Genomic DNA, 19,900 nt, shown 5'->3' with positions numbered 1-19,900 from the left:
CCATCAAACTACCTTACTATGAACATGGCTTGGTTTTACCTGATTTTGGCGGGAATTTGTGAGATTGGCTGGGCTTTCGGTCTAAAGTATAGCGAAGGCTTTACAAAGTTGGGTGTAAGCGTAGTAACCGTAATCGTGATGATCCTGAGTTTTGTGTTGCTCTCTCAGGCTATGAAAACACTGCCGCTGGGCACTGCCTATGCTATCTGGACGGGTATTGGCGCTGCTGGCACAGCCATACTTGGTATTCTTTTCCTGAACGAGCCACGCGACCTTATCCGTGTTTTCTGTATTCTGCTGATTGTGGCAGGTGTGGTAGGGCTTAAAGTGTTTTCTGGGGCAAAGTAAACTAATCTAGCAAGTATATTTCTGCGGTATTTTTAGTGAAGAGAAACAGTTGCTTATCTCCGGCAAGCGCCGCAACATACTTCTTCTGAACAGGCAACTTCAGCACCCGCTCTTTTTGTGTATACAGGTTGTAAAAGTATAGTTTACCTTCTTTTACAAAGTATAATTCATTATTCCTGAACCCGATATGGCGGAGGCCGGTGTGGGGCAGTAGCTTTTTATAGTTGCCAAGGTTGTCGAAAACCAGTATGCCGCTGTTATAATCAAGCAGGTAAACGAGGTTCTGGTACTCGCGCAGCTGGCGTATGTCAAACTGCTCGCGGTTTAGCAGCAGGTTAAGTGGTGTTTCTATTGTTACCTGCCGCATGTCAGGGTTTAGTTTGCTGAGTGTCAGGCTCGTTTCATCAAAAAGCCAGTAACCTTGGTCGGCAGCCGGTGCTGCTACTTTGGCTGTGCCTTCGTACTGCAGGTCCAGGAGGTCTGAGGCGCTGATGGGGCGAAGAAAACGATCCAGAAGTACAAGCTCCTGGCTGCCTTCATAAAACAGCACGATCTTCATGGGGTTCCAAGCATGTATGCTGCTGATGCGGCCTCGGGCAGGCGGGGAGTACGTGTCTACGGGGCGGCCAAGCGAATCGAAACGAAGCAGGTTCAGCCGTTCATCCAGCAGGTACACAAAGCCGTTGCGGTCCTGCGAAATGGTAGTGGCGGAGCTAACAGGTACGGTATGGCTGTAAGTAAGTATGGGCGCCTGCAGCGTGTCCTGCGCCTGTAACAACTTTGGTGTAAGTAGCACCAGCCAAAGTATAAGTATGGAGAGTTTAGCCTTCAAAGGTCTTCAGTTCTAGTTTCTGGCCGTCGTAAACTCCATAGGTGCAAAAATTAACCCATTCACCAAGATTTACATACTTTGCTGTATCGCCAATCGGCATTTCAAGTGGCAGGTGCCGATGGCCAAAAATATAATAATCGTGGTGCTGCTGCTGCTCTACCTCCTGGCTATACTGCACCAGCCACTCCCGTTCCCCAAAAAACTCCTCGTCCTTTTTCACATTGCTGATGCGGCTCCTCCTCGACCACATATTAGCTACTCCGATGCCTAAGTTTGGATGTACACGAGCAAAAAGCCACTGACACATTTTATTGTCAAACACTTTTTTTAGCATCTTATAAGTATGGTCGCCTGGGCCTAAGCCGTCTCCGTGGCCAATATGAAATGTTTTACTGCCTATGTGTGTAGAAATAGGCTGTCTTATAATCGGGATGTTCAGCTCCTTCGGAAAGTAGTCGAACATCCACATATCATGATTTCCTGTGAAAAATAAAACCGGAATGCCGGAGTCCGTGAGCTCTGCCAGCTTTCCTTGCAGCCGCACATAGCCTTTAGGTATAGCGTGTTTGTACTCAAACCAAAAGTCGAAAATATCGCCCAGCAAAAGTATGGCGGTAGCATCCTGCTGAGCCATTTCCAGCCACCGTACTATTTTTTTCTCACGCGCAAGGCTGCTTTCTGCATCAGGAACGCCCAAGTGAAAATCGGAAGCGAAGTATACTTTTTTGCCTGGCGCTAAATTATCAATGCGGAAGGTCATCAATCAGAAATAAAACTAACTGTTTAGGGCCATGGGCACCCATTACCAACGTTTTCTCGATGTCTGCTGTGCGGCTCGGTCCGCTCACCAGCGATATCATGGAAGGAAAGTTTTCTTTATACTTGTCGCGCACCCGCTGCAAACCATCTTTAATGTCCGGTACCAACTGGCTTGCTTTGGCAATAACCATATGTGTGGTAGGGTAGATGCTTAGGCGGCGGCCACCCGCGTTAGCAGAGCTCACTAAAATGCTACCGGTGCGGGTAATCAGTGCTTCGCAGGTGGTAAGGCTGGCCTCTATACTTTGCACAAAGTTCTCCTCATCGGCTATAAAGTCGATGCCTGCCTGGTGCACGGCTCGCTGCAGGTTTGGCTCCCAAATGCATAGGTGCTGCAGGTTCTGCTCTTTTTTGTAAACATAAAGCTGATCAAAAAAATCTTCCTCATTCTCGCAATACACAAATATGCCTGCGGTTTTGATGAAGTTCTCAGCAAATACGATAGACATATCCTCTAGCTGCACGGGTTGGTGCAACGGCGAGGAAAAGTCTGGGGTAGGAGGCAGAAAAGGCGCCGACTTAGCCAGCGCCTCTCTTACTCTTCTTAATACTATTTCTTTTGATTTTGCTTCGTACATGCCTGGTTAAATCAAGCTGTTCTCGAATTTATGTTGTCTCGCTCAGTGGCGGAACTGCCGTTGTTGCCAAGCGGAGTGCCTGGTACACTGCCTTCCTCTTGTTCAGGATGCTGTGTCTGGCCAAGTTCTACCGGGTGTTGCTGCTCTACCTCGCTTTTAGTTTTGCTACGATCCGTACCGGCTGTGTGTGCTTGGTAAGTGGTAAGCGCATCAAACGGGCGTGGGCCAACTAAACGCTCCAGGTCACTCTGGAACAGGATCTCTTTCTGCAGTAGCTCCTGCGATACGATTTCTAGTTCACTGCTTTTAGATCTGAGTAATTCTTTGGTGCGCTGGTAAGCGGCATCAATAATCTTACGAACCTCCTCGTCAATGGTCTCAGCTGTCGCCTCAGAATATGGTTTATTGAATGCCATGTCGGTCTGCTTCGAATCATAAAACGAAACATTGCCGATCTTATCATTCATGCCATACATGGTTACAATGCTATAGGCCATTTTGGTGATACGCTCCAAGTCGCTCAAGGCTCCTGTCGAGATTTTACCGAATACTATTTCCTCAGCGGCACGGCCACCCAGGGCCATACACATCTCATCGATAAGCTGCTCGGTGGTGTACAGGAACTGCTCTTTTGGCAGGTATTGTGCATATCCCAACGCAGCTACACCACGTGGAACAATACTTACCTTCACCAACGGATCGGCGTGCTCCAGGAACCAACCAGCAATAGCGTGGCCAGCTTCATGGTAAGCTACAATTTTCTTCTCTTCCGGAGAGATGATCTTGTTTTTCTTCTCAAGGCCACCGATTACACGGTCTACCGCATCGTTGAAGTCTTGCTGGTCTACTGCTTTTTTATTGCGACGTGCGGCAATCAGAGCGGCCTCGTTACAAACGTTGGCAATCTCGGCACCGGCAAAGCCTGGAGTTTGTGCGGCCAGTTTACGGGCATCTACATCAGCTGCAAGCGTAAGCGGCTTCAGGTGTACTGCAAAAATCTCCGTACGTCCGTTAATATCTGGCTTGTCGATGCTTACCTGGCGGTCGAAACGGCCTGGGCGAAGCAGGGCAGAGTCCAGAGTATCCGGGCGGTTAGTGGCTGCAAGTATAATCACACCTGAGTCAGTCGCGAAACCGTCCATCTCCACAAGCAGGGAGTTTAGTGTGTTCTCGCGCTCGTCGTTTCCTCCTGGCGTAGCACCACGGCTACGGTGGCGGCCAATAGCATCAATCTCATCAATAAAGATGATACATGGTGCTTTGGCTTTGGCTTGCTTAAACAAGTCGCGTACACGCGCGGCACCCACACCCACAAACATCTCCACAAAGTCAGAACCTGACAGAGAGAAGAAAGGTACATCAGCCTCGCCGGCTACGGCTTTAGCCAGAAGGGTTTTACCTGTTCCCGGAGGGCCTACAAGCAATGCGCCTTTTGGTATTTTACCGCCGAGTACAGTAAATTTGCTTGGGTTCTTCAGGAACTCTACAATCTCCTGTACCTCTTCTTTTGCTTCTTCCAGGCCAGCCACATCTTTAAATGTGATCTTAACCTTGTTCTCCGCATCAAAAAGAGCAGCCTTAGACTTACCAATGTTGAAGATCTGACCGCCTGTGCCACCGGAAGTTACGCGGCGCATCAGGAACCAGAAGCCAAACAGTAGCAAAATCAGGAAGCCCCACTGGAAAAAGAAGTCGGCAAATCCTGTGCGCGACTCCGGCTTTAGAGGTACTTGCTGCTCGCGTGGCAGTTCTGCCTGTAGCTGGTCCAGGTCTTCTTTGAACGATTCCGCTGAAATCACCTGGAAGTGATAGTGCGGACCCGGGCCCTGGTCCATCGAGAAGGTGCCGCGGTCGTTCAGTTCGGTTTTATACTTTTCGTTCTGGAGGGCCTCCGGCTCAAGGTACACCTCCACAGTTTTGCCGTTAACGAGGGTGAGCTTGTCAACGTCGCCGCTTAGCAACATCTCCTCAAAATCTTGTTGAGAGGTCTCTATGGAAGAGTTGCTCTTGTTCAGATAGGTCAATCCGAAAATAAGCAGGATCAGAACGGCCAGCATCCACAGCTGCATGGTAGGGCGCGGTGGTGTGTTCGGGATGATCGGCTTTTTTTTCTTGTTATTGCCTTTATTATTTTTTTCTGCCATTGATAGTTTAAATGTCGATTGTATGGGAAACAAAAGGCTGGCCCAAAAGTTTAAGCCCGGCCCTTTGGCATTAGACAGATTCCACGTGCTCTATTTTGGCGTCGCCCCAAAGCTCTTCCAAAGCATAGAATTCGCGTTTATCTTTCAGGAAAACGTGTGCTACTACATCCACATAATCTAGCAACACCCATTCTTTGTTCATGCGGCCTTCTGTTTGCCACGGGTTTTGGCCGATGGCTTTGTGAACCTCTTCCTCAATAGAAGAAGCGATGGCGTCTAGTTGCGTGTCGGAGCTTGCGGATGCTATTACGAAGTAATCTGATACAGCGTTTTTAAGTGATTTAAGGTTCATCACAACTATATCGGAAGCTTTTCTCTCCTGCATGCCTTTCACTACAAGCTCTGCCAATATGTCGGAAGTAGCCTCAACCTTGGTTTCTTTCATTTGTGCTCTTTAAATTTGATGTACAAAAGTATTAAATTCTCGTGTAATTATATGCCGCCTAATACGCTGTTTATGGGCCAGCAACTGCTTTTTATTGCAGCCTGCGCCTCCACCAACTCAGAGGCCCAACAGCTTCTTATCAAAAATGAAGCCACAGAAGGCTGTGCCGTCATTACGCACAGGCAAACGCAGGGGCGTGGGCAGCGGGGTAACTCGTGGGAGGCCGAGCCAGGGCAGAACATCACCCTCTCTGTAATTCTGTCGCCAACTTTTTTGGCGGTGCGCCAGCAGTTTTACCTTAATATGGCCGTATCGTTGGCTGTACTGGATCTGCTGCGCGAGCATGGCCTGCAGCAGGCCATGGTAAAATGGCCGAACGATTTATTTTTTGAAGATAAGAAACTTGGCGGGATTCTGATAGAAAACACGATTAATAGTCAAACTTTACAACACAGTATTGTCGGGATTGGTTTAAATGTCAATCAAACGGCCTTTGCTACTTCAACGGCTACCTCCATGGCTAACGTATGCGGCCGCGTATTTGATTTGGAGAATGTTACTATGCGGCTGCTGGAGCTGCTCGAGAAACGCTACCTGCAGCTGCGCACCGGCCACACTGCCCGCCTAAAATATGAGTACCTCCAGGGGCTGTACCGTTATCAGGAAACCCACCCTTTCAAGATAGGCAACGTGCAGGTACAGGGCCAAATTCTGGGAGTAGGCGAGGATGGGCGACTGGCAGTGGAGATAGAGCAGGAGCTCCGTTATTATGATTTCAAAGAGATAGCGCACGTAATTTAAGCAAGTATGGCTGTAGCTTAGCAGCAAAGCAAAAGGCCGGAAAAGAATATTCTTTTCCGGCCTTTTGGCAGTTTATACTTACTGCTACTGTATAATCAGTTTTTGTACCTGTTTTTCGTTGGCATCCTGCATGTGCACATAGTATAAACCCTTAGGTATACTAAGCTCAGGTATACTTAATTGAATCTCCTGAGAGCCTGCTGCCACTTCTTGTGTATATACGGTGCGGCCATTCCTATCCATAATTTTCAGATGAGCGTTGCTCTGGCTTTGTAGCGCTACTCGTACATAATTGCTGGTTGCAGGGTTCGGGAAAACCTCCATTCTTGCCTTAGCTAAGGTAATCTTGTTATCAACGGCTACTATTTTGCTATACTCAAACTGGCCATCAAAATCTACTTGCTTCAGTCGGTAGTAATGCAATCCAGCACCGGCGGTTTTATCGGTATGGCTATAGGCAAGGGCGGTAGATGAGTTGCCGGCTCCCGCTACAGTTGCTATATGCTCAAAGCTTTTGCCATCCTGGCTGCGCTCTACCTCAAAACGATCATTATTCTCTTCTGAGGCTGTGGTCCATTCCAGTGCAATGCCGCTTTGGGTTGCTTTTCCTTCAAAAGACATCAACTCAACTGGTAGCGGGGTAATAAGTTCGTCTTCGCAACTAATTGTGTTGAGGCCAACACTTTCAAAAGAACTGCCAGCAGATATGGTCATCGTAAAATATGGCGCCAGTTCGTACAAATCGTTAGGCACAATGATAGAGAACACATCCGTAGCGCCGCCGCTATAGCCGTTTGTGTTCTGAGCGTCAAAGGTTATCAGGTTCTCCTGTTGGTTTACAGTTGCTTTATATTGATAGTTATCTGTTTTATATACATTGCCATTGTTCATGCCGGCAACGCTAATGGCTTCAGGGGTTTGCTCCGTTTGGATGCTTACGGTGCCTACTTCCTCTTCTGTCAGGTTCTGGATCATAAGGTTGACGGTAGTGGTACCATCGCCGTTATCTGATGCGCCGGCAAAAGCAAAAACAGCCGCATCACGCTCTATCACGCAGGCTTCTGGCCCTTCCAAGGGGCTGCAGGCGCTCAAATCAAAAACAACCTGGCGACTCTGGCTAACAATATTTCTGTTGCCGTTAGTGCCTGTGCGTAACGTAGCTCTAACTCTCATAGTAGAGAGTGCCTCAAAATCAGCCATTGTCAGATTAAAAGTAAATGTGTCAATGGCTCCACCGGAAAGGGAGTAGTTTTGCTTCGCGTTAAATTGTATGGCATTAAATGGAGTTTCGACCTCATTTGGGCCCTGCTCACTGGTAATGCCGTTTCGGACGCGGTAATCTGGAGCATTTTCGTGGTAAACACTTGCTGAACCAGCTGCTTCAGATCCTTCTGGCAATTCAAAAGCGACGTAGGCTAATTCATCGCAATTAACTTGCAACCCAAACTGCACCTGCATTAGGTCTTCCTCCATTTGCATAGCGCCAAAATAGCTAAAGGTATAACAATCTGCTTGCTGAACACAACCACCTGTAGGAGCCGGGCGCTGGGCTGTGGCCCAATTTATAGATGCGAAAAAAATCAGGGTAATTAAAAGTATATATCGTGTCATATTACTCAGAGTATAGAAATGTAAAATCCAATTATGTGTTATGGTTTGTTTAACGATGTCACAGAAATGTAGTTGCACTTTTTAATTGTACAATTATTGGGTGTGGCTTGTGTTTTATGAGGTTTTTAAGGTTTTTATATTCGCTTAATGGTTTTAAGGCATAATATTTAAATTAACAAATGCCTTTGGGGAATTGTGTTTATTTTTGTACTATTAATGAATGGTTATATATAGATCCTGTGTTATTTAGAAAGGTATTATAATGTAAATGTTATGTATTTGAATGGGAGTAAGACATTTGTGCCAATTGCCAAGCTTCCACTAAAGGTGCGGCTAACTGAAAGGAGTGAAAAAAATGGAATGATTTTTGTTAAGGATGAAGATGAAGAAGCATGCACGCAGCTTATCAGCCTCATTTACAAATATTTTAAAAATTTAATTTACAGATATGGCTTTTTAAACTATCTTTGGTTTGTTAAGTCGAAAGTGTAGTGCAACATACTATAACATCAAGACGCTTGAATATGAGAATTTTTACTAGATTTATATTAGTGACCACCCTTGTAAGCGCCCACCTGGTGAGTTTTGCCGGAGTAAGCCCTGCTTATAAAGGCGGTAACACACTTTGGAAGCTAATGCCTGATAAAGTGTCGCAGCTGACGCTGTCTGCCAATAATGCAAGGCCAGAGTTTGTGGCCAAGGAAGACCATACTTGCTCCAAGATCTATGCATCAGCGGTGAGCCAGGTATTTCATGTAGTGGAGAAGAAGCAGAGCAAGAGTATGTACGCCAATATTACGCTGGCTGCATTTGCACCAGGCAACGACCTAAAGACCTCGCTGCCATCCATCAATGCGTACCCTAACCCGTCGCGCGGTTATACTAGCCTGGCGCTTAACCTGCCCGGCAACAACAACTATAAAATCAGGATTTCTAACACTATCGGTAAAGTGCTGGCTGTGCAGGAAATAGCCCCTGCCGAGAAAGCAAAAGTAGACCTTGACCTGACAAGCCTGCCTTCTGGAGTATACTTCTACAGCCTGCTGGTAAACGGCAAAACTGTAGAGACTAAGCGCCTTGTGCTTCAGAAATAACAAGCTGCCAACAAAGAAATTAACAAAAAGCCGGCCCTAAAGCCGGCTTTTTCATTACAAACTTCTAAAAATAGCCAGCCGCTTTATATTAATTTATTATTTTCGGGGCTGAATCAACTAAAGCTATGACGGATTATCGGAAGGTAAACAACCTCGTGGGCTGGATCGTGTTTTTGATCGCGACAGCCGTATATGTCCTAACTCTTGAGCCGACCGCCAGCTACTGGGATGCCGGCGAGTTTATTGCCTGCTCTTACAAGTTGTTGGTGCCACACCCTCCTGGGGCTCCCTTTTACCTATTAATGGGAAGGCTGTTTTCCATGTTTGCCTCCGATGTAACCCAGGTAGCCTGGTGGGTAAACCTGCTCTCGGCATTGGCTAGTTCGTTTACCGTACTTTTCCTGTTCTGGACTATCACTATACTTGCCCGCAAACTGCTGGTAAAGGAAGGCGGCGCTCCAACCAAAGGCAATATGTGGCTGATTATGGGCAGCGGTGCCGTAGGAGCATTGGCTTATACTTTCTCCGACTCAGCCTGGTTCTCGGCGGTAGAGGCAGAGGTTTATGCCATGTCATCTTTCTTTACGGCTATCGTTTTCTGGGCTATGCTGCGCTGGGAAGAGAAAGTAGGGCAGGCGCATTCTGACAAGTGGCTTATCCTGATTGCTTACCTGGTAGGTTTGTCTATAGGCGCTCACTTGCTGAACCTGGTTACTATTCCGGCGTTGGCCTTTATTTATTATTTCCGGTTGTACAAGCCAAGCTTTTGGGGTGGTGTGATCGCGTTCGGCGTTAGTGCTGTGGTTGTGGTAGCCATACTTTGGGGCGTTATCCCAGGTCTTCCGTCGGTGGCGGGTAGCTTCGAGGTGTTCTTCGTGAACTCGCTTGGCCTGCCGTTCAGCTCTGGCATCATCGTGTTCCTGGTGCTGCTTGTGGGGGCGCTGGTGTTTGGTATCCGCTATTCCATTAAGCATAACAACCGCATTCTCAACACGGCTTTGCTCAGCCTGGTATTTGTGCTGATTGGGTACTCCTCATACATGATGATTCCGATCCGGTCTTCTTATGAGCCAACCATAGATGAGAACGACCCAGACGATATTCTTACATTTGTTTCCTACCTGAAGCGCGAGCAGTACGGAGACCGGCCTTTGCTGTTCGGTCCGCAGTACAACGCGCAGCCGGTAGCGCAGGAGGAAGGCGCTCCGCGCTATGTAAAAGGCGAAGAAAAGTATATTGTGGCCGGCAAAAAGCTGGAGACAATTTATGACTCTAAAGACAAAGTGCTGCTGCCGCGTATTTACAGCGATCAGCCCCAGCACATAGAAGCCTATAAAAAATGGGTAGACCTGCGGGAGGGGCAAACGCCGACCTTTGGGCAGAACATAAGCTTCCTGTTTAATTATCAGTTAGGTTTTATGTATTGGCGTTATTTCCTCTGGAATTTTGTAGGCCGCGAGAGCGATGTGCAGAATGCAGGCGTGCTATGGTTTGGCAAGGATGACCCGAATGCGCCGGAGCGTGTGCTGGAAAGTGAGGCGCGCAACACTTTTTACCTGCTGCCACTGCTGATAGGTATACTTGGCCTTATTTACCATGTGCGCAAGGATGAAAAAGACGCATTCATCATCGGCCTTCTTTTCTTCTTTACAGGTATGGCTATCGCCCTTTACCTGAACCAGCCGCCGGTGGAGCCTCGTGAACGGGATTATACTTTCGCCGGGTCATTCTATGCCTTCAGTATATGGATTGGTTTAGGTGTGATGGGACTGGCAGATCTGCTGGGCAAAGCCTTGAAGAACTCAACCTCACGGGCTGCATTGGCTACAGTAATCGGTTTGCTGGTGCCGGGCATTATGGCCGCCGAAGGCTGGGACGACCATGACCGCTCTGACCGCTATCATTCTGTTGACTCGGCCAAGAACCTGCTGGACTCCTGTGCGCCAAATGCCATACTTTTTACAAATGGTGACAATGATACTTTCCCGCTGTGGTATGCGCAGGAGGTGGAAGGATACCGTACAGACGTGCGCGTGGCAGTACTCAGCTACCTCAACACAGACTGGTACATAGACCAGATGATGGACCAGGCTTACGAGTCTGACCCATGGCCACTAACGCTGGGCAACGATAATTACCGCCAGGGCACCAATGATTACCTGCCATACGTGGAGCGGCCACAAGTTGCGGGTGGCATCGACCTAAACCAGTACATTGGCTTAATAAAGCAGAACCACCCGGCGCTTCAGGCTCAGTATGGCGCAGGTACTACCCTGCTAACTATGCCAACACGCAATTTCTTCCTGAACATCGATAAGGAGAAAATAGATAAAATGGATATCGTGTCGACAGACCGAGAAGTCGAGATTGTTGACCGCATGCAGTGGACAATCACCAAATCGCTTTTAGAGAAAAAGCACCTGGTGATGCTCGACCTGCTGGCTACCAACAATTGGGAGCGGCCGATATACTTCTCTACCACCGTTAACAGCGCAGATTTTATCGGTTTATCCGACTACTTCCAGCTTGAAGGCCTTGCCTACCGTGTTGTGCCGGTTAAAGCCAGCCAAGAGGAGTCTGCTGGAAACGTGAACAAGGAGGTGATGTATGAGAACATGATGAAGAAGTTCTCCTTCCGCAACTTCGATAACCCTGATATCTTTTACGACGATAACTACTACCGTTTTTCTGCCAATGCAAGAGATAAGTTTGCCACACTGGCAGCTGCTTACCTGGAGGAAGGGAACGAGGCGCGAGCCAAAGAGCTGGTAGACTATAGCTTTGAAGTACTACCGCTGGAGACAGTGCCTTACGATTACTATACACCGCAGTTTATACCGATTTATGCAGCCTTAGGCGAGACAGACAAAGCCACAGAACTGCTTGATGTGATGGCACAAGGCTCTCAGAAGGCACTGGATTATTACTTTGCCAAAGGTTCTCTGTTCGATCAGGAGATACAGGTAAACATGGTTATTCTGCAGCAGCTGATAGGTTCGGCGCAGCAGTTGGGCCTTAACGACAGGGCAACGCAGTTGGAACAGCAATTCAGACAGTATCTGCAGCGTATGCGCCGCTAAACAAAATATTGTTTTTAGCAGTACAAAAACCCGGGTTGCGCAAAGGCAGTCCGGGTTTTGTTTTTTAATCAATTATACTTATACTAGCTTTAAGATGAGGTATTTGTGCTTGTTGTTGATTTGTGTTATTAGCGCCTGCGGAGGCGGTGGCAGTAGCAGCTACCGTGGCTACAGTAACCCTGCGCCTGCTAAGGTTAAGCAGGAGATGCCTGAGGTAACAATGCAACACGCCTACTACGCAAGCAACGATAGCCTGCACTTACTGCTAAAGTTTGAAGATGTGCGCCAGGTGCTGGATATACTGCAAGCAGCCTCTTCTTATGAGTACGCTGTCAGGGCGGGGCTGTCGGGCCGTGATGCTGCCATACTGGAAGACTCGCTTGATCTGGTTAATAGAAAGATAACCGATGTGGAAGGGCAGCTGCACTTAAGGCTGTCTTTGCCGGGGCAGTTGGTGCAGGAGCCGAATGTGCTGCACCTGCGGGTATGGCAGGTACTGTCGGGGCAGGAGCGAATGGGAGTGGACTTTAAGATACCGCTGAACAGCAACATGATGCAGAAAAAGTATCTGCTGATGAACACAACCACAGGCAAGCCACTCTACCAGCATTACACTACTACATCTGATCAAATTCTGGTGCGTTCTTACAGCGACAGTGATAGCGCCATAAAAGTAAATCGTTTTGAGCTGGATTTTATGCCTGCCGCACCTCCTATGAGCATGCAGAAACCTGCTGTGGCGCGTACATTGTCTATCGCAGAAACTTACATGCTTACTTCTTCTGACACACTAAGCTTTGAGCAGGAAGGCCTGTATTATTTTAATCCGGAATCGGCGTTCTCCAAAGGTATAGTGGTGCTGCCTGGCAATTACCCTTACATCACAAAGGCTGAAGAGCTGGTGCAGCCGCTCATATACCTGACTACCTCGCAGGAGCGGGACGCACTTTTTAAGGCCACAGACCCTAAAGCTGCTGTTGATGCCTTTTGGCTGGATATCGGGGGCAACGAGAGCAGGGCGAGAGAGCTTGTTCGTACCTACTACAAACGTGTGGAGATGGCTAATAAGCTGTTTACAGCGCATAAAGCAGGCTGGGCCACCGACAGAGGTATGATCTACATTATATACGGCAGGCCGAGCAGCGTGAGTCAGATAGGGCCTAACATCACCTGGATCTACCGGGAGTCTGACACCTCGCCGTACATCAAGTTCGTTTTTACCAAAAAAGAGAATAACTTTACCGAAAATTATTACGAACTGATACGGCGTCGTGAGTACGAAGAAAGCTGGTACAGTTCAGTTGCAAAATGGAGAGCAGGAAAGATAAATTTGTAGGCAACCGCTTTAGTGGGCCGCGGTCACCGAAAGAAGATAAGAGCGAGATGATTTTCGGCTCGCGCCCGATATTAGAGGCACTGTCTGCCGGGAAAGAGCTGGAGAAAGTTTTCCTGCTGCGCGGTACCCGCAACCCTACTACCGACGAAATTGTGAGCCTGGCCAAAAGTCGGGAAGTGCCTGTGGTAACAGTGCCTGTAGAGAAGCTTAACAAGCTGACGCGCAAAAACCACCAGGGTGCAGTGGCCCTTATTTCACCGATCACATATCAGCCGCTTTCAGAAATCGTGACTTCACTGTTTGAGCAGGGGCGAAACCCGTTGCTGCTTATACTTGACCGCGTAACCGATGTGCGCAATTTTGGGTCGATAGCAAGAAATGCCGAGTGTATGGGTGTGGATGCGATCGTGATACCGAGCCGCGGTGGAGCACAGATAAATGCCGATGCCATGAAAACATCTGCAGGTGCGCTAAACCTGGTGCCGGTATGCCGTGAGCCCAACCTTAAAGATACAATTGATTACCTGAAGGATTACGGCTTTAAGATTGTTGCCTGCACCGAAAAAACCGAGCATCAGCTAAACGACTTTGAAGTGGATATGGTAGGCCCGACGGCTATACTTATGGGTAGCGAGGAAGATGGTATTTCGCCGGAGTACCTGAAGCGTGCCGATGTAAAGCTGCGTATTCCGTTGATGGGCCAGATCGGTTCTTTGAACGTGTCAGTGGCTACAGGCATTATACTTTATGAAGCTATGCGCCAGCGCCTGAAGGACAGTGGCTACTCCAGCTTAAATAAACTGGAGCCAATGTAAGTCAAGTAGAAAATCTCTATACTTAAAGAATTATAATACTTACCTGCTTTATACTTGCCAAAGTATAAAGCAGGCATCAAAAGACAAGAGAACTGAACTACGGTAAGTATGAGTTCTGCCTGAGTTAAAATAAAAAAGGCTATGAATCGGATTTGCTCCGGCGCATAGCCTTTTTTATACTTGTTTGGTAAAGCTTAAATGTAATCTGCCCCTTTCTTCGACTTTGCGTCGGCTACAAACTCCTTTACCTTCTGCTCTTCTTCTTTCTTGCAGATCATCAGCACGTTATCATACTCGGCCACAATAAAATCATCCAAGCCTTGCAGCACCACTAGGCGGTTTTTAGGTGTTTTGATGATACAGTCTTTCGTGTCGTATAACATCACATCGCCATCCACAACATTGCCGTTGGCATCCTTGTCGTTGATAGTATAAAGTGAGTTCCAGGTGCCCAGGTCGGACCACCCGATATCGGCTAGCAGCACGTATACGTTATCAACTTTCTCCATAATGCCATAGTCTATCGACACGTTGCGGCACTGCGAGTAAGCTCTCGTGATAAAGTTCTGCTCTTGCGGCGAGTTAAAAGTGGTGGTGCCTTCTTCAAAAACTTCTGAGATTTCGGGCAGGTGCTGGTGAAACGCTTTCAGGATGCTTTGCACGTTCCAGATAAAAATCCCTGAATTCCATACAAAGTCGCCGCTCTCCAGGAACATCTGCGCCAGCTCCAGGTTGGGCTTCTCGGTAAAAGTCTTCACCTTCTTTATCTCAGAGTCTGCTTCATCAATGTATTGGATGTAGCCGTAGCCGGTGTCCGGGCGGCTTGGCGTAATGCCCAGCGTAATCAGAACATCGTCTTTGGCGGCAGCTGCCACGGCGTTGTTTATAACGCTGGTAAACACATCCTGCTTCAGTACCACATGGTCCGATGGGGTTACCACCAGGTTAGCATTCGGGTTAAGCTGAGCTATTTTGTAAGACGCATAGGCAATGCAGGGAGCCGTGTTGCGGCCAACGGGCTCCAGCAGAATCTGGTTGTCAGATAGTTCCGGTAATTGCTCCTTCACCAGCGCCTCGTAATCTTTGTTAGTGACCACGAAAACATTCTCGGGCGGGCAAATGTCAGCGAAGCGCTGTGCGGTTGTTTGCAGCATGCTTTGTCCGACTCCAAGCACATCATGAAATTGTTTAGGGTAGTTGGTGCGGCTGTAAGGCCAAAACCGGCTTCCGATGCCGCCGGCCATAATCACCACGTAGGTGTTGTTATCCATATTATACAAGTCCTTCTTTTAGCAGATCGTGGAGGTGAATAAAGCCCTCGAATTTACCTGATTTTGTGACAATGAGTTGCGTTATACTTTTCGCCTGCATAATAGCCATCGCCTCAGCAGCATAGCTTTCCGGCTCTATGGTGAGCGGGGCCGGTGTCATGATATCAACAGCGGTAATGTCCTCTATCTTATCATACTTGTTCAGCATGCGGCGCAGGTCGCCGTCTGTAATAATGCCCACGAGTTCCTCAGAGGTCTGTTTAACTACAGCTGTGGCTCCCAAACGTTTAGACGAAATCTCAATAATAATCTCTTTGAGCGATGCGTTCTCCTTTACGCGTGGCGATTCATTTTGGGTGTAAATATCTTCTACTTTCAGGTAAAGGCGTTTACCCAGAGAGCCGCCGGGGTGCAAGGTAGCAAAATCTGAGCTGCTAAACCCGCGCGCCTCCAGCAGGCTAACAGCCAGGGCATCGCCAAGGGCAAGCGCGGCAGTAGTGCTGGTGGTTGGGGCCAGATTATGCGGGCAGGCCTCGCGCTCTACGTAAGCATTAAGTATAAAATCAGCGCTTTGGGCCAGGTAGGAGTCAGTGCTGGAAACCATGGCTGCCAGTTTAGAACCTTTGCGCTTTAACAATGGTACAAGTACCTTAATCTCAGGTGTGTTGCCGCTTTTGGAGATGCAGATCACGAAGTCGTCCGGCTGTATCATACCCAAGTCGCCGTGTATGGCATCTGCGGCATGCATAAACAGGGCAGGTGTACCGGTAGAATTAAGGGTGGCAACTATCTTTTGAGCGATGTTTGCGCTCTTGCCGATACCGGTAACAACCACGCGGCCTTTGATCTGCAGGATGGCTTTTACGCAGTCCTCAAAACTTTCGTCGATAAAATCTGCCAGTCTGGCGATGGCTTCCGCTTCGGCGTCTAATACTTTTTTTGCGGTAAGCGCTATATTATTAGGGAGATTCAAGTTAAATTTGTGTTAGGGCACTCTTTTGGAGTGCGTTGCAACAAGATTAAAATTTGCAAGATTACTTACATGTCTATTCAACAAGAGGTCAATCTCAAGAACAAATTAAAAGAAGTTTTTGGGTATAATCAATTTAGAGGAAATCAGGAGCTGATAATAAACAATATTATCAACGGCAAGAACACCTTTGTGATTATGCCCACAGGCGCGGGCAAGTCGTTGTGTTACCAACTTCCTGCTCTTTCTTTGCCGGGCACAGCCATCGTTATTTCGCCGCTGATTGCCCTTATGAAAAATCAGGTAGATCAGCTGAACGCTTTTGGCGTGAACGCGCACTTCCTCAATTCCACACTTTCTAAATCGGAGACGAACAGAGTAAAGAAAGAAACGCTGGCAGGGGAGGTGAAGTTACTGTACGTAGCGCCAGAATCGCTGACAAAGGAGGAGACGATAGAGTTTCTACGCGCCTCCAACATCTCTTTTGTGGCCATAGACGAGGCGCACTGTATTTCGGAGTGGGGCCACGACTTCCGTCCGGAGTACCGTCGAATCCGAGGCATCATCGACCAGATAGGTAACCTTCCGATAATCGCGCTTACGGCCACAGCCACGCCTAAAGTACAGCTCGACATCCAGCGCAACCTGCAAATGGATGAAGCTTCGGTATTTAAGTCTTCTTTTAACCGCACTAACCTGTATTATGAGGTGCGCCCGAAGCATAACACCAAAAAGCAACTGATCCAGTACGTGAAAAAGCACAAAGGCAAAAGCGGTATAGTATACTGCCTGAGCCGCAAGAAGGTAGAGGAGATAGCTGGGTTGCTGAAAGTGAATGACGTAAAGGCGCTGCCATACCACGCCGGCCTTGAGCCGGGTGTACGCATGGCCAACCAAGACGCTTTCTTGAACGAGGAGGCGGACGTGATTGTGGCTACTATCGCTTTTGGCATGGGCATCGATAAGCCAGATGTGCGCTTTGTGATCCACTACGATACGCCGAAGTCTATTGAAGGCTATTACCAGGAAACAGGCCGCGCCGGCCGTGATGGCATGGAAGGCAACTGCATTATGTTCTACAGCTACGACGATATTGTAAAGCTGGAGAAGTTTAATAAAGATAAGCCCGTAACAGAGCGCGACAACTCCAAACTGCTGCTGCAGGAGATGGCTGCCTATGCCGATTCGGCTGTGTGCCGTCGTAAGCAACTGCTGCATTATTTTGGCGAGACCTTTGAGAAAGACTGCGGTTTCTGCGATAACTGCCTGCACCCGAAAGAACGCTTCGAGGCACAGGCCGAGGTGCAACTGGCGCTTAAAGCCGTGCAGCAAACCGGGCAGCGCTTCGGCATAGAACACATGACGCATGTACTTACAGGCCTGCGCAACCAATATGTAACCAGCTACGACCACGATAAACTGGAAGTGTTTGCCGCAGGCAAGGAGCATGACGCGCAGTTCTGGAGCTCCGTTTTGCGCCAGGTTTTACTGTCGGAGTTTTTGGAGAAGGATATCGACAGTTTCGGCGTGATCAAGCTGACCAAGAAGGGCGAGGATTTTATACAAAACCCGCACCCTATACAGCTAACAAAAGATCATAATTATGATCAGGAAGTAAAAGAGGACGAGGAGAAGGAAGAGGCGCAGGCGTCTGCCGGCCACGACGAGGTGCTGTTCGATATGCTGAAGAACCTGCGCAGGAAGCTGGCTAAGGAGAAAAACCTGCCGCCCTACGTGCTGTTCCAGGATCCATCGCTGAAGGAGATGGCCACCGTTTACCCAACCACCAAAGACGAACTGGCGCACATTGCCGGCGTGGGTATGGGCAAGGTGCAGAAGTTCGGAAAGCCGTTCATGGATATGATCACCAAGTATGTGGAGGACAACGACATTGTGACGGCTGCCGATGTGGTGGTGAAATCAACAGTCAATAAATCCAAGATCAAGATCTACATCATCCAGCAAATAGACAAAAAAGTTGATTTGGAAGAGATAGCTTCGTCCAAAGGCCTGACGATGCCAGAGCTGATCGAGGAGATTGAGCACATCTGCTACTCAGGCACAAAGCTCAACCTGAACTACTACATCAATAACATTCTGGATGATGATCGCCAGGAGGAGGTGTACGATTACTTCATGAACTCGAGCACCGACAACATTGCCGTAGCCGTAAAAGAGCTGGGCACTGACGATTATACTGAAGAGGATTTGCGCCTAATGCGCATTAAGTTCCTGTCGGAGTATGCCAATTAAGTTGATGCCAAGTATAAAGTATAAAAAGCGGCCGGGGATTATCGGCCGCTTTTCTTTTACCTGCTCCAAGTATAAATCCTGAAGTATAAAATATTATAAGTGCGGTGCGAGCCAGTAAAATTTTTAACTTCGCAGCAGTGCTCGTTACTGTTAAAACACCCGTAAATCGATAAACTAAGAATATGAATGTACTTGTGATAGGGTCTGGCGCCCGTGAGCATGCCATTGCCTGGAAACTAAGCCAGAGTGAGTTTTGCGACCAAGTATTTGTAGCGCCTGGCAATGCCGGCACCGCCGAGTTTCATACTACGGCCGCCGTGGATATCCACGATTTTGAGGAGCTCGGCAAGTTTGCCGCCGACTTTAATATTATGATGGTTGTGGTTGGCCCGGAAAACTCTCTGGTGGAGGGCATACATGATTATTTTGCGCAGTCAGAGTACCTGAAGCACATTCTGGTAATCGGGCCTAAAAAAGCTGGCGCCATGCTGGAAGGCAGCAAGGATTTCTGTAAGTCTTTCCTGCAGAAGTATAACATCCCAACCGCCCGCTACCAGACCTTTACGGAAGCTACATTTAAGGAGGCAGTAGAGTACCTGAAGCAGCAGTCCTTCCCGACAGTGATAAAAGCTGACGGCCTGGCCGCTGGCAAAGGCGTTATTATTGCTCAGGACTATGAGGAAGGCTTTGATGCCCTGGAAGCCATGCTGCGCAACAAGCGCTTTGGCAACGCGAGCAGCAAAGTGGTGATAGAGGAGTATATGCAGGGGATAGAAGTATCTGTATTTATACTTACCGATGGCAAAGATTACGTGCTGCTGCCGGAGGCAAAAGACTACAAGCGTATTGGAGAAGGAGATGCCGGGCTGAATACAGGAGGCATGGGAGCCATCTCGCCGGTACCGTTTGCTGATGACGCTTTTATGCAGAAAGTAAAGGAGCGCGTAATTGAGCCTACACTGCGTGGCATGCAGGAGGAGCAGCTGGATTACTCCGGTTTCTTGTTTATAGGTTTGATGAACGTAAACGGAGATCCGCAGGTGATTGAGTACAACGTGCGCCTCGGCGACCCGGAGACCGAAGCCATACTGCCCCGCATCAAATCAGACTTGTTTATGATGTTTAAGGCGCTGCACGACCATACGCTTGGCGAGTACAAGCTGGAGGTAGACCCGCGCACGGCAACTACAGTTATACTTGCATCAGGCGGCTATCCGGAAGGGTATGAGAAGGGCAAAGAAATTACCGGCTTAGAAAACGTGCCGAAGGATGTTCTGGTGTTTCATGCCGGCACGTCTATGGTAAACGGCAGGCTGCTGAACAACGGCGGCCGCGTATTTGCCGTTACAGCCCTGGGTGATACCATGGATGAGGCGCTTGCAAAAGCCAACGCAGCCGCTGAGGCTATTACCTGGCAAGACCGCTACTACCGCCGCGATATTGGCTTTGACTTAGGCAAGCAGCGCGTGTAGCAAGTATAAGAAGTATAAGAAGAAGGGGCCG

At 48.4% G+C, this 19,900-nt stretch carries 16 protein-coding genes; 8 read left to right on the top strand and 8 right to left on the bottom strand.

What is annotated here, in order from left to right:
• The first annotated feature begins 24 nt into the window (after positions 1 to 24).
• Positions 25 to 348, top strand: coding sequence for a multidrug efflux SMR transporter (locus Q1B04_RS03190; protein WP_366524618.1), 324 nt, complete (start codon positions 25 to 27; stop codon positions 346 to 348).
• Between the two features lies 1 nt (position 349).
• Here Q1B04_RS03190 and Q1B04_RS03185 read toward each other — a convergent pair whose 3' ends face one another.
• From Q1B04_RS03185 to rsfS, 5 genes are all read right to left on the bottom strand, one after another.
• Positions 350 to 1,180 carry a hypothetical protein gene (locus Q1B04_RS03185; protein WP_299755460.1) on the bottom strand — a complete coding sequence of 277 codons (831 nt, stop codon included), beginning with the start codon at positions 1,178 to 1,180 and terminating at the stop codon, positions 350 to 352.
• Positions 1,170 to 1,940: a UDP-2,3-diacylglucosamine diphosphatase gene (locus Q1B04_RS03180; protein WP_299755458.1), complete on the bottom strand. Its 771-nt coding sequence runs from the start codon at positions 1,938 to 1,940 to the stop codon at positions 1,170 to 1,172. The genes Q1B04_RS03185 and Q1B04_RS03180 overlap by 11 nt, the downstream gene beginning before the upstream one ends.
• Positions 1,924 to 2,577 (bottom strand): LUD domain-containing protein, encoded by a 654-nt coding sequence (locus Q1B04_RS03175; protein WP_299755455.1) that lies wholly within the window; start codon positions 2,575 to 2,577, stop codon positions 1,924 to 1,926. The genes Q1B04_RS03180 and Q1B04_RS03175 overlap by 17 nt, the downstream gene beginning before the upstream one ends.
• A gap of 11 nt (positions 2,578 to 2,588) precedes the next feature.
• Positions 2,589 to 4,721, bottom strand: a complete 2,133-nt coding sequence (gene ftsH / locus Q1B04_RS03170) for an ATP-dependent zinc metalloprotease FtsH (protein ID WP_299755453.1) — start codon at positions 4,719 to 4,721, stop codon at positions 2,589 to 2,591.
• Positions 4,722 to 4,791: 70 nt separating this feature from the next.
• Positions 4,792 to 5,166 carry a ribosome silencing factor gene (rsfS, locus tag Q1B04_RS03165; protein WP_119432833.1) on the bottom strand — a complete coding sequence of 125 codons (375 nt, stop codon included), beginning with the start codon at positions 5,164 to 5,166 and terminating at the stop codon, positions 4,792 to 4,794.
• Between the two features lie 51 nt (positions 5,167 to 5,217).
• On the opposite strand from rsfS, the gene Q1B04_RS03160 reads away from it, so the two are divergent.
• Positions 5,218 to 5,967 carry a biotin--[acetyl-CoA-carboxylase] ligase gene (locus tag Q1B04_RS03160; protein ID WP_299755449.1) on the top strand — a complete coding sequence of 250 codons (750 nt, stop codon included), beginning with the start codon at positions 5,218 to 5,220 and terminating at the stop codon, positions 5,965 to 5,967.
• Between the two features lie 84 nt (positions 5,968 to 6,051).
• Here the strand turns inward: Q1B04_RS03160 and Q1B04_RS03155 are convergent, their stop codons facing one another.
• Entirely contained in the window at positions 6,052 to 7,578 is a 1,527-nt protein-coding gene (locus Q1B04_RS03155; protein ID WP_299755447.1) for a T9SS type A sorting domain-containing protein, read from the bottom strand.
• A gap of 524 nt (positions 7,579 to 8,102) precedes the next feature.
• Here Q1B04_RS03155 and Q1B04_RS03150 point away from each other — a divergent pair.
• From Q1B04_RS03150 to rlmB, 4 genes are all read left to right on the top strand, one after another.
• A complete protein-coding gene (locus tag Q1B04_RS03150) occupies positions 8,103 to 8,672 on the top strand; it encodes a T9SS type A sorting domain-containing protein (protein ID WP_299755445.1) in 570 nt (189 codons plus the stop codon).
• Positions 8,673 to 8,797: 125 nt separating this feature from the next.
• Positions 8,798 to 11,752 carry a DUF2723 domain-containing protein gene (locus Q1B04_RS03145; protein WP_299755443.1) on the top strand — a complete coding sequence of 985 codons (2,955 nt, stop codon included), beginning with the start codon at positions 8,798 to 8,800 and terminating at the stop codon, positions 11,750 to 11,752.
• 94 nt (positions 11,753 to 11,846) lie between these two features.
• Positions 11,847 to 13,088: a GWxTD domain-containing protein gene (locus Q1B04_RS03140; protein WP_299755441.1), complete on the top strand. Its 1,242-nt coding sequence runs from the start codon at positions 11,847 to 11,849 to the stop codon at positions 13,086 to 13,088.
• Positions 13,061 to 13,903: a 23S rRNA (guanosine(2251)-2'-O)-methyltransferase RlmB gene (rlmB, locus tag Q1B04_RS03135; RefSeq protein WP_299755438.1), complete on the top strand. Its 843-nt coding sequence runs from the start codon at positions 13,061 to 13,063 to the stop codon at positions 13,901 to 13,903. The genes Q1B04_RS03140 and rlmB overlap by 28 nt, the downstream gene beginning before the upstream one ends.
• Positions 13,904 to 14,097: 194 nt before the next feature.
• Here rlmB and Q1B04_RS03130 read toward each other — a convergent pair whose 3' ends face one another.
• Entirely contained in the window at positions 14,098 to 15,174 is a 1,077-nt protein-coding gene (locus Q1B04_RS03130) for a mannose-1-phosphate guanylyltransferase (protein WP_299755435.1), read from the bottom strand.
• A 1-nt stretch (position 15,175) separates the two neighbouring features.
• Positions 15,176 to 16,147, bottom strand: coding sequence for a KpsF/GutQ family sugar-phosphate isomerase (locus Q1B04_RS03125; RefSeq protein WP_299755433.1), 972 nt, complete (start codon positions 16,145 to 16,147; stop codon positions 15,176 to 15,178).
• A gap of 69 nt (positions 16,148 to 16,216) precedes the next feature.
• Between Q1B04_RS03125 and recQ the strand changes: the two genes are divergently transcribed.
• Both recQ and purD read left to right on the top strand, forming a co-directional pair.
• Positions 16,217 to 18,397: a DNA helicase RecQ gene (gene recQ / locus Q1B04_RS03120; RefSeq protein ID WP_299755430.1), complete on the top strand. Its 2,181-nt coding sequence runs from the start codon at positions 16,217 to 16,219 to the stop codon at positions 18,395 to 18,397.
• Between the two features lie 182 nt (positions 18,398 to 18,579).
• Positions 18,580 to 19,869: a phosphoribosylamine--glycine ligase gene (purD, locus tag Q1B04_RS03115; RefSeq protein WP_299755428.1), complete on the top strand. Its 1,290-nt coding sequence runs from the start codon at positions 18,580 to 18,582 to the stop codon at positions 19,867 to 19,869.
• The last annotated feature ends 31 nt before the right edge of the window (positions 19,870 to 19,900 follow it).

Source organism: uncultured Pontibacter sp., assembly GCF_947495565.1.
Taxonomy (GTDB): Bacteria; Bacteroidota; Bacteroidia; order Cytophagales; family Hymenobacteraceae; genus Pontibacter.
This window is presented reverse-complemented; position numbering and strand designations above follow the sequence as displayed.

Excerpts from the sequence above, each read along its gene's own strand:
- Q1B04_RS03190 (WP_366524618.1), top strand. The coding sequence starts at position 25 with ATGGCTTGGTTTTACCTGATTTTGGCGGGAATTTGTGAGATTGGCTGG.
- Q1B04_RS03180 (WP_299755458.1), bottom strand. The coding sequence starts at position 1,940 with ATGACCTTCCGCATTGATAATTTAGCGCCAGGCAAAAAAGTATACTTC.
- Q1B04_RS03175 (WP_299755455.1), bottom strand. The coding sequence starts at position 2,577 with ATGTACGAAGCAAAATCAAAAGAAATAGTATTAAGAAGAGTAAGAGAG.
- ftsH (WP_299755453.1), bottom strand. The coding sequence starts at position 4,721 with ATGGCAGAAAAAAATAATAAAGGCAATAACAAGAAAAAAAAGCCGATC.
- rsfS (WP_119432833.1), bottom strand. The coding sequence starts at position 5,166 with ATGAAAGAAACCAAGGTTGAGGCTACTTCCGACATATTGGCAGAGCTT.
- Q1B04_RS03160 (WP_299755449.1), top strand. The coding sequence starts at position 5,218 with ATGCCGCCTAATACGCTGTTTATGGGCCAGCAACTGCTTTTTATTGCA.
- Q1B04_RS03155 (WP_299755447.1), bottom strand. The coding sequence starts at position 7,578 with ATGACACGATATATACTTTTAATTACCCTGATTTTTTTCGCATCTATA.
- Q1B04_RS03150 (WP_299755445.1), top strand. The coding sequence starts at position 8,103 with ATGAGAATTTTTACTAGATTTATATTAGTGACCACCCTTGTAAGCGCC.
- Q1B04_RS03145 (WP_299755443.1), top strand. The coding sequence starts at position 8,798 with ATGACGGATTATCGGAAGGTAAACAACCTCGTGGGCTGGATCGTGTTT.
- Q1B04_RS03140 (WP_299755441.1), top strand. The coding sequence starts at position 11,847 with ATGAGGTATTTGTGCTTGTTGTTGATTTGTGTTATTAGCGCCTGCGGA.
- rlmB (WP_299755438.1), top strand. The coding sequence starts at position 13,061 with ATGGAGAGCAGGAAAGATAAATTTGTAGGCAACCGCTTTAGTGGGCCG.
- Q1B04_RS03130 (WP_299755435.1), bottom strand. The coding sequence starts at position 15,174 with ATGGATAACAACACCTACGTGGTGATTATGGCCGGCGGCATCGGAAGC.
- recQ (WP_299755430.1), top strand. The coding sequence starts at position 16,217 with ATGTCTATTCAACAAGAGGTCAATCTCAAGAACAAATTAAAAGAAGTT.
- purD (WP_299755428.1), top strand. The coding sequence starts at position 18,580 with ATGAATGTACTTGTGATAGGGTCTGGCGCCCGTGAGCATGCCATTGCC.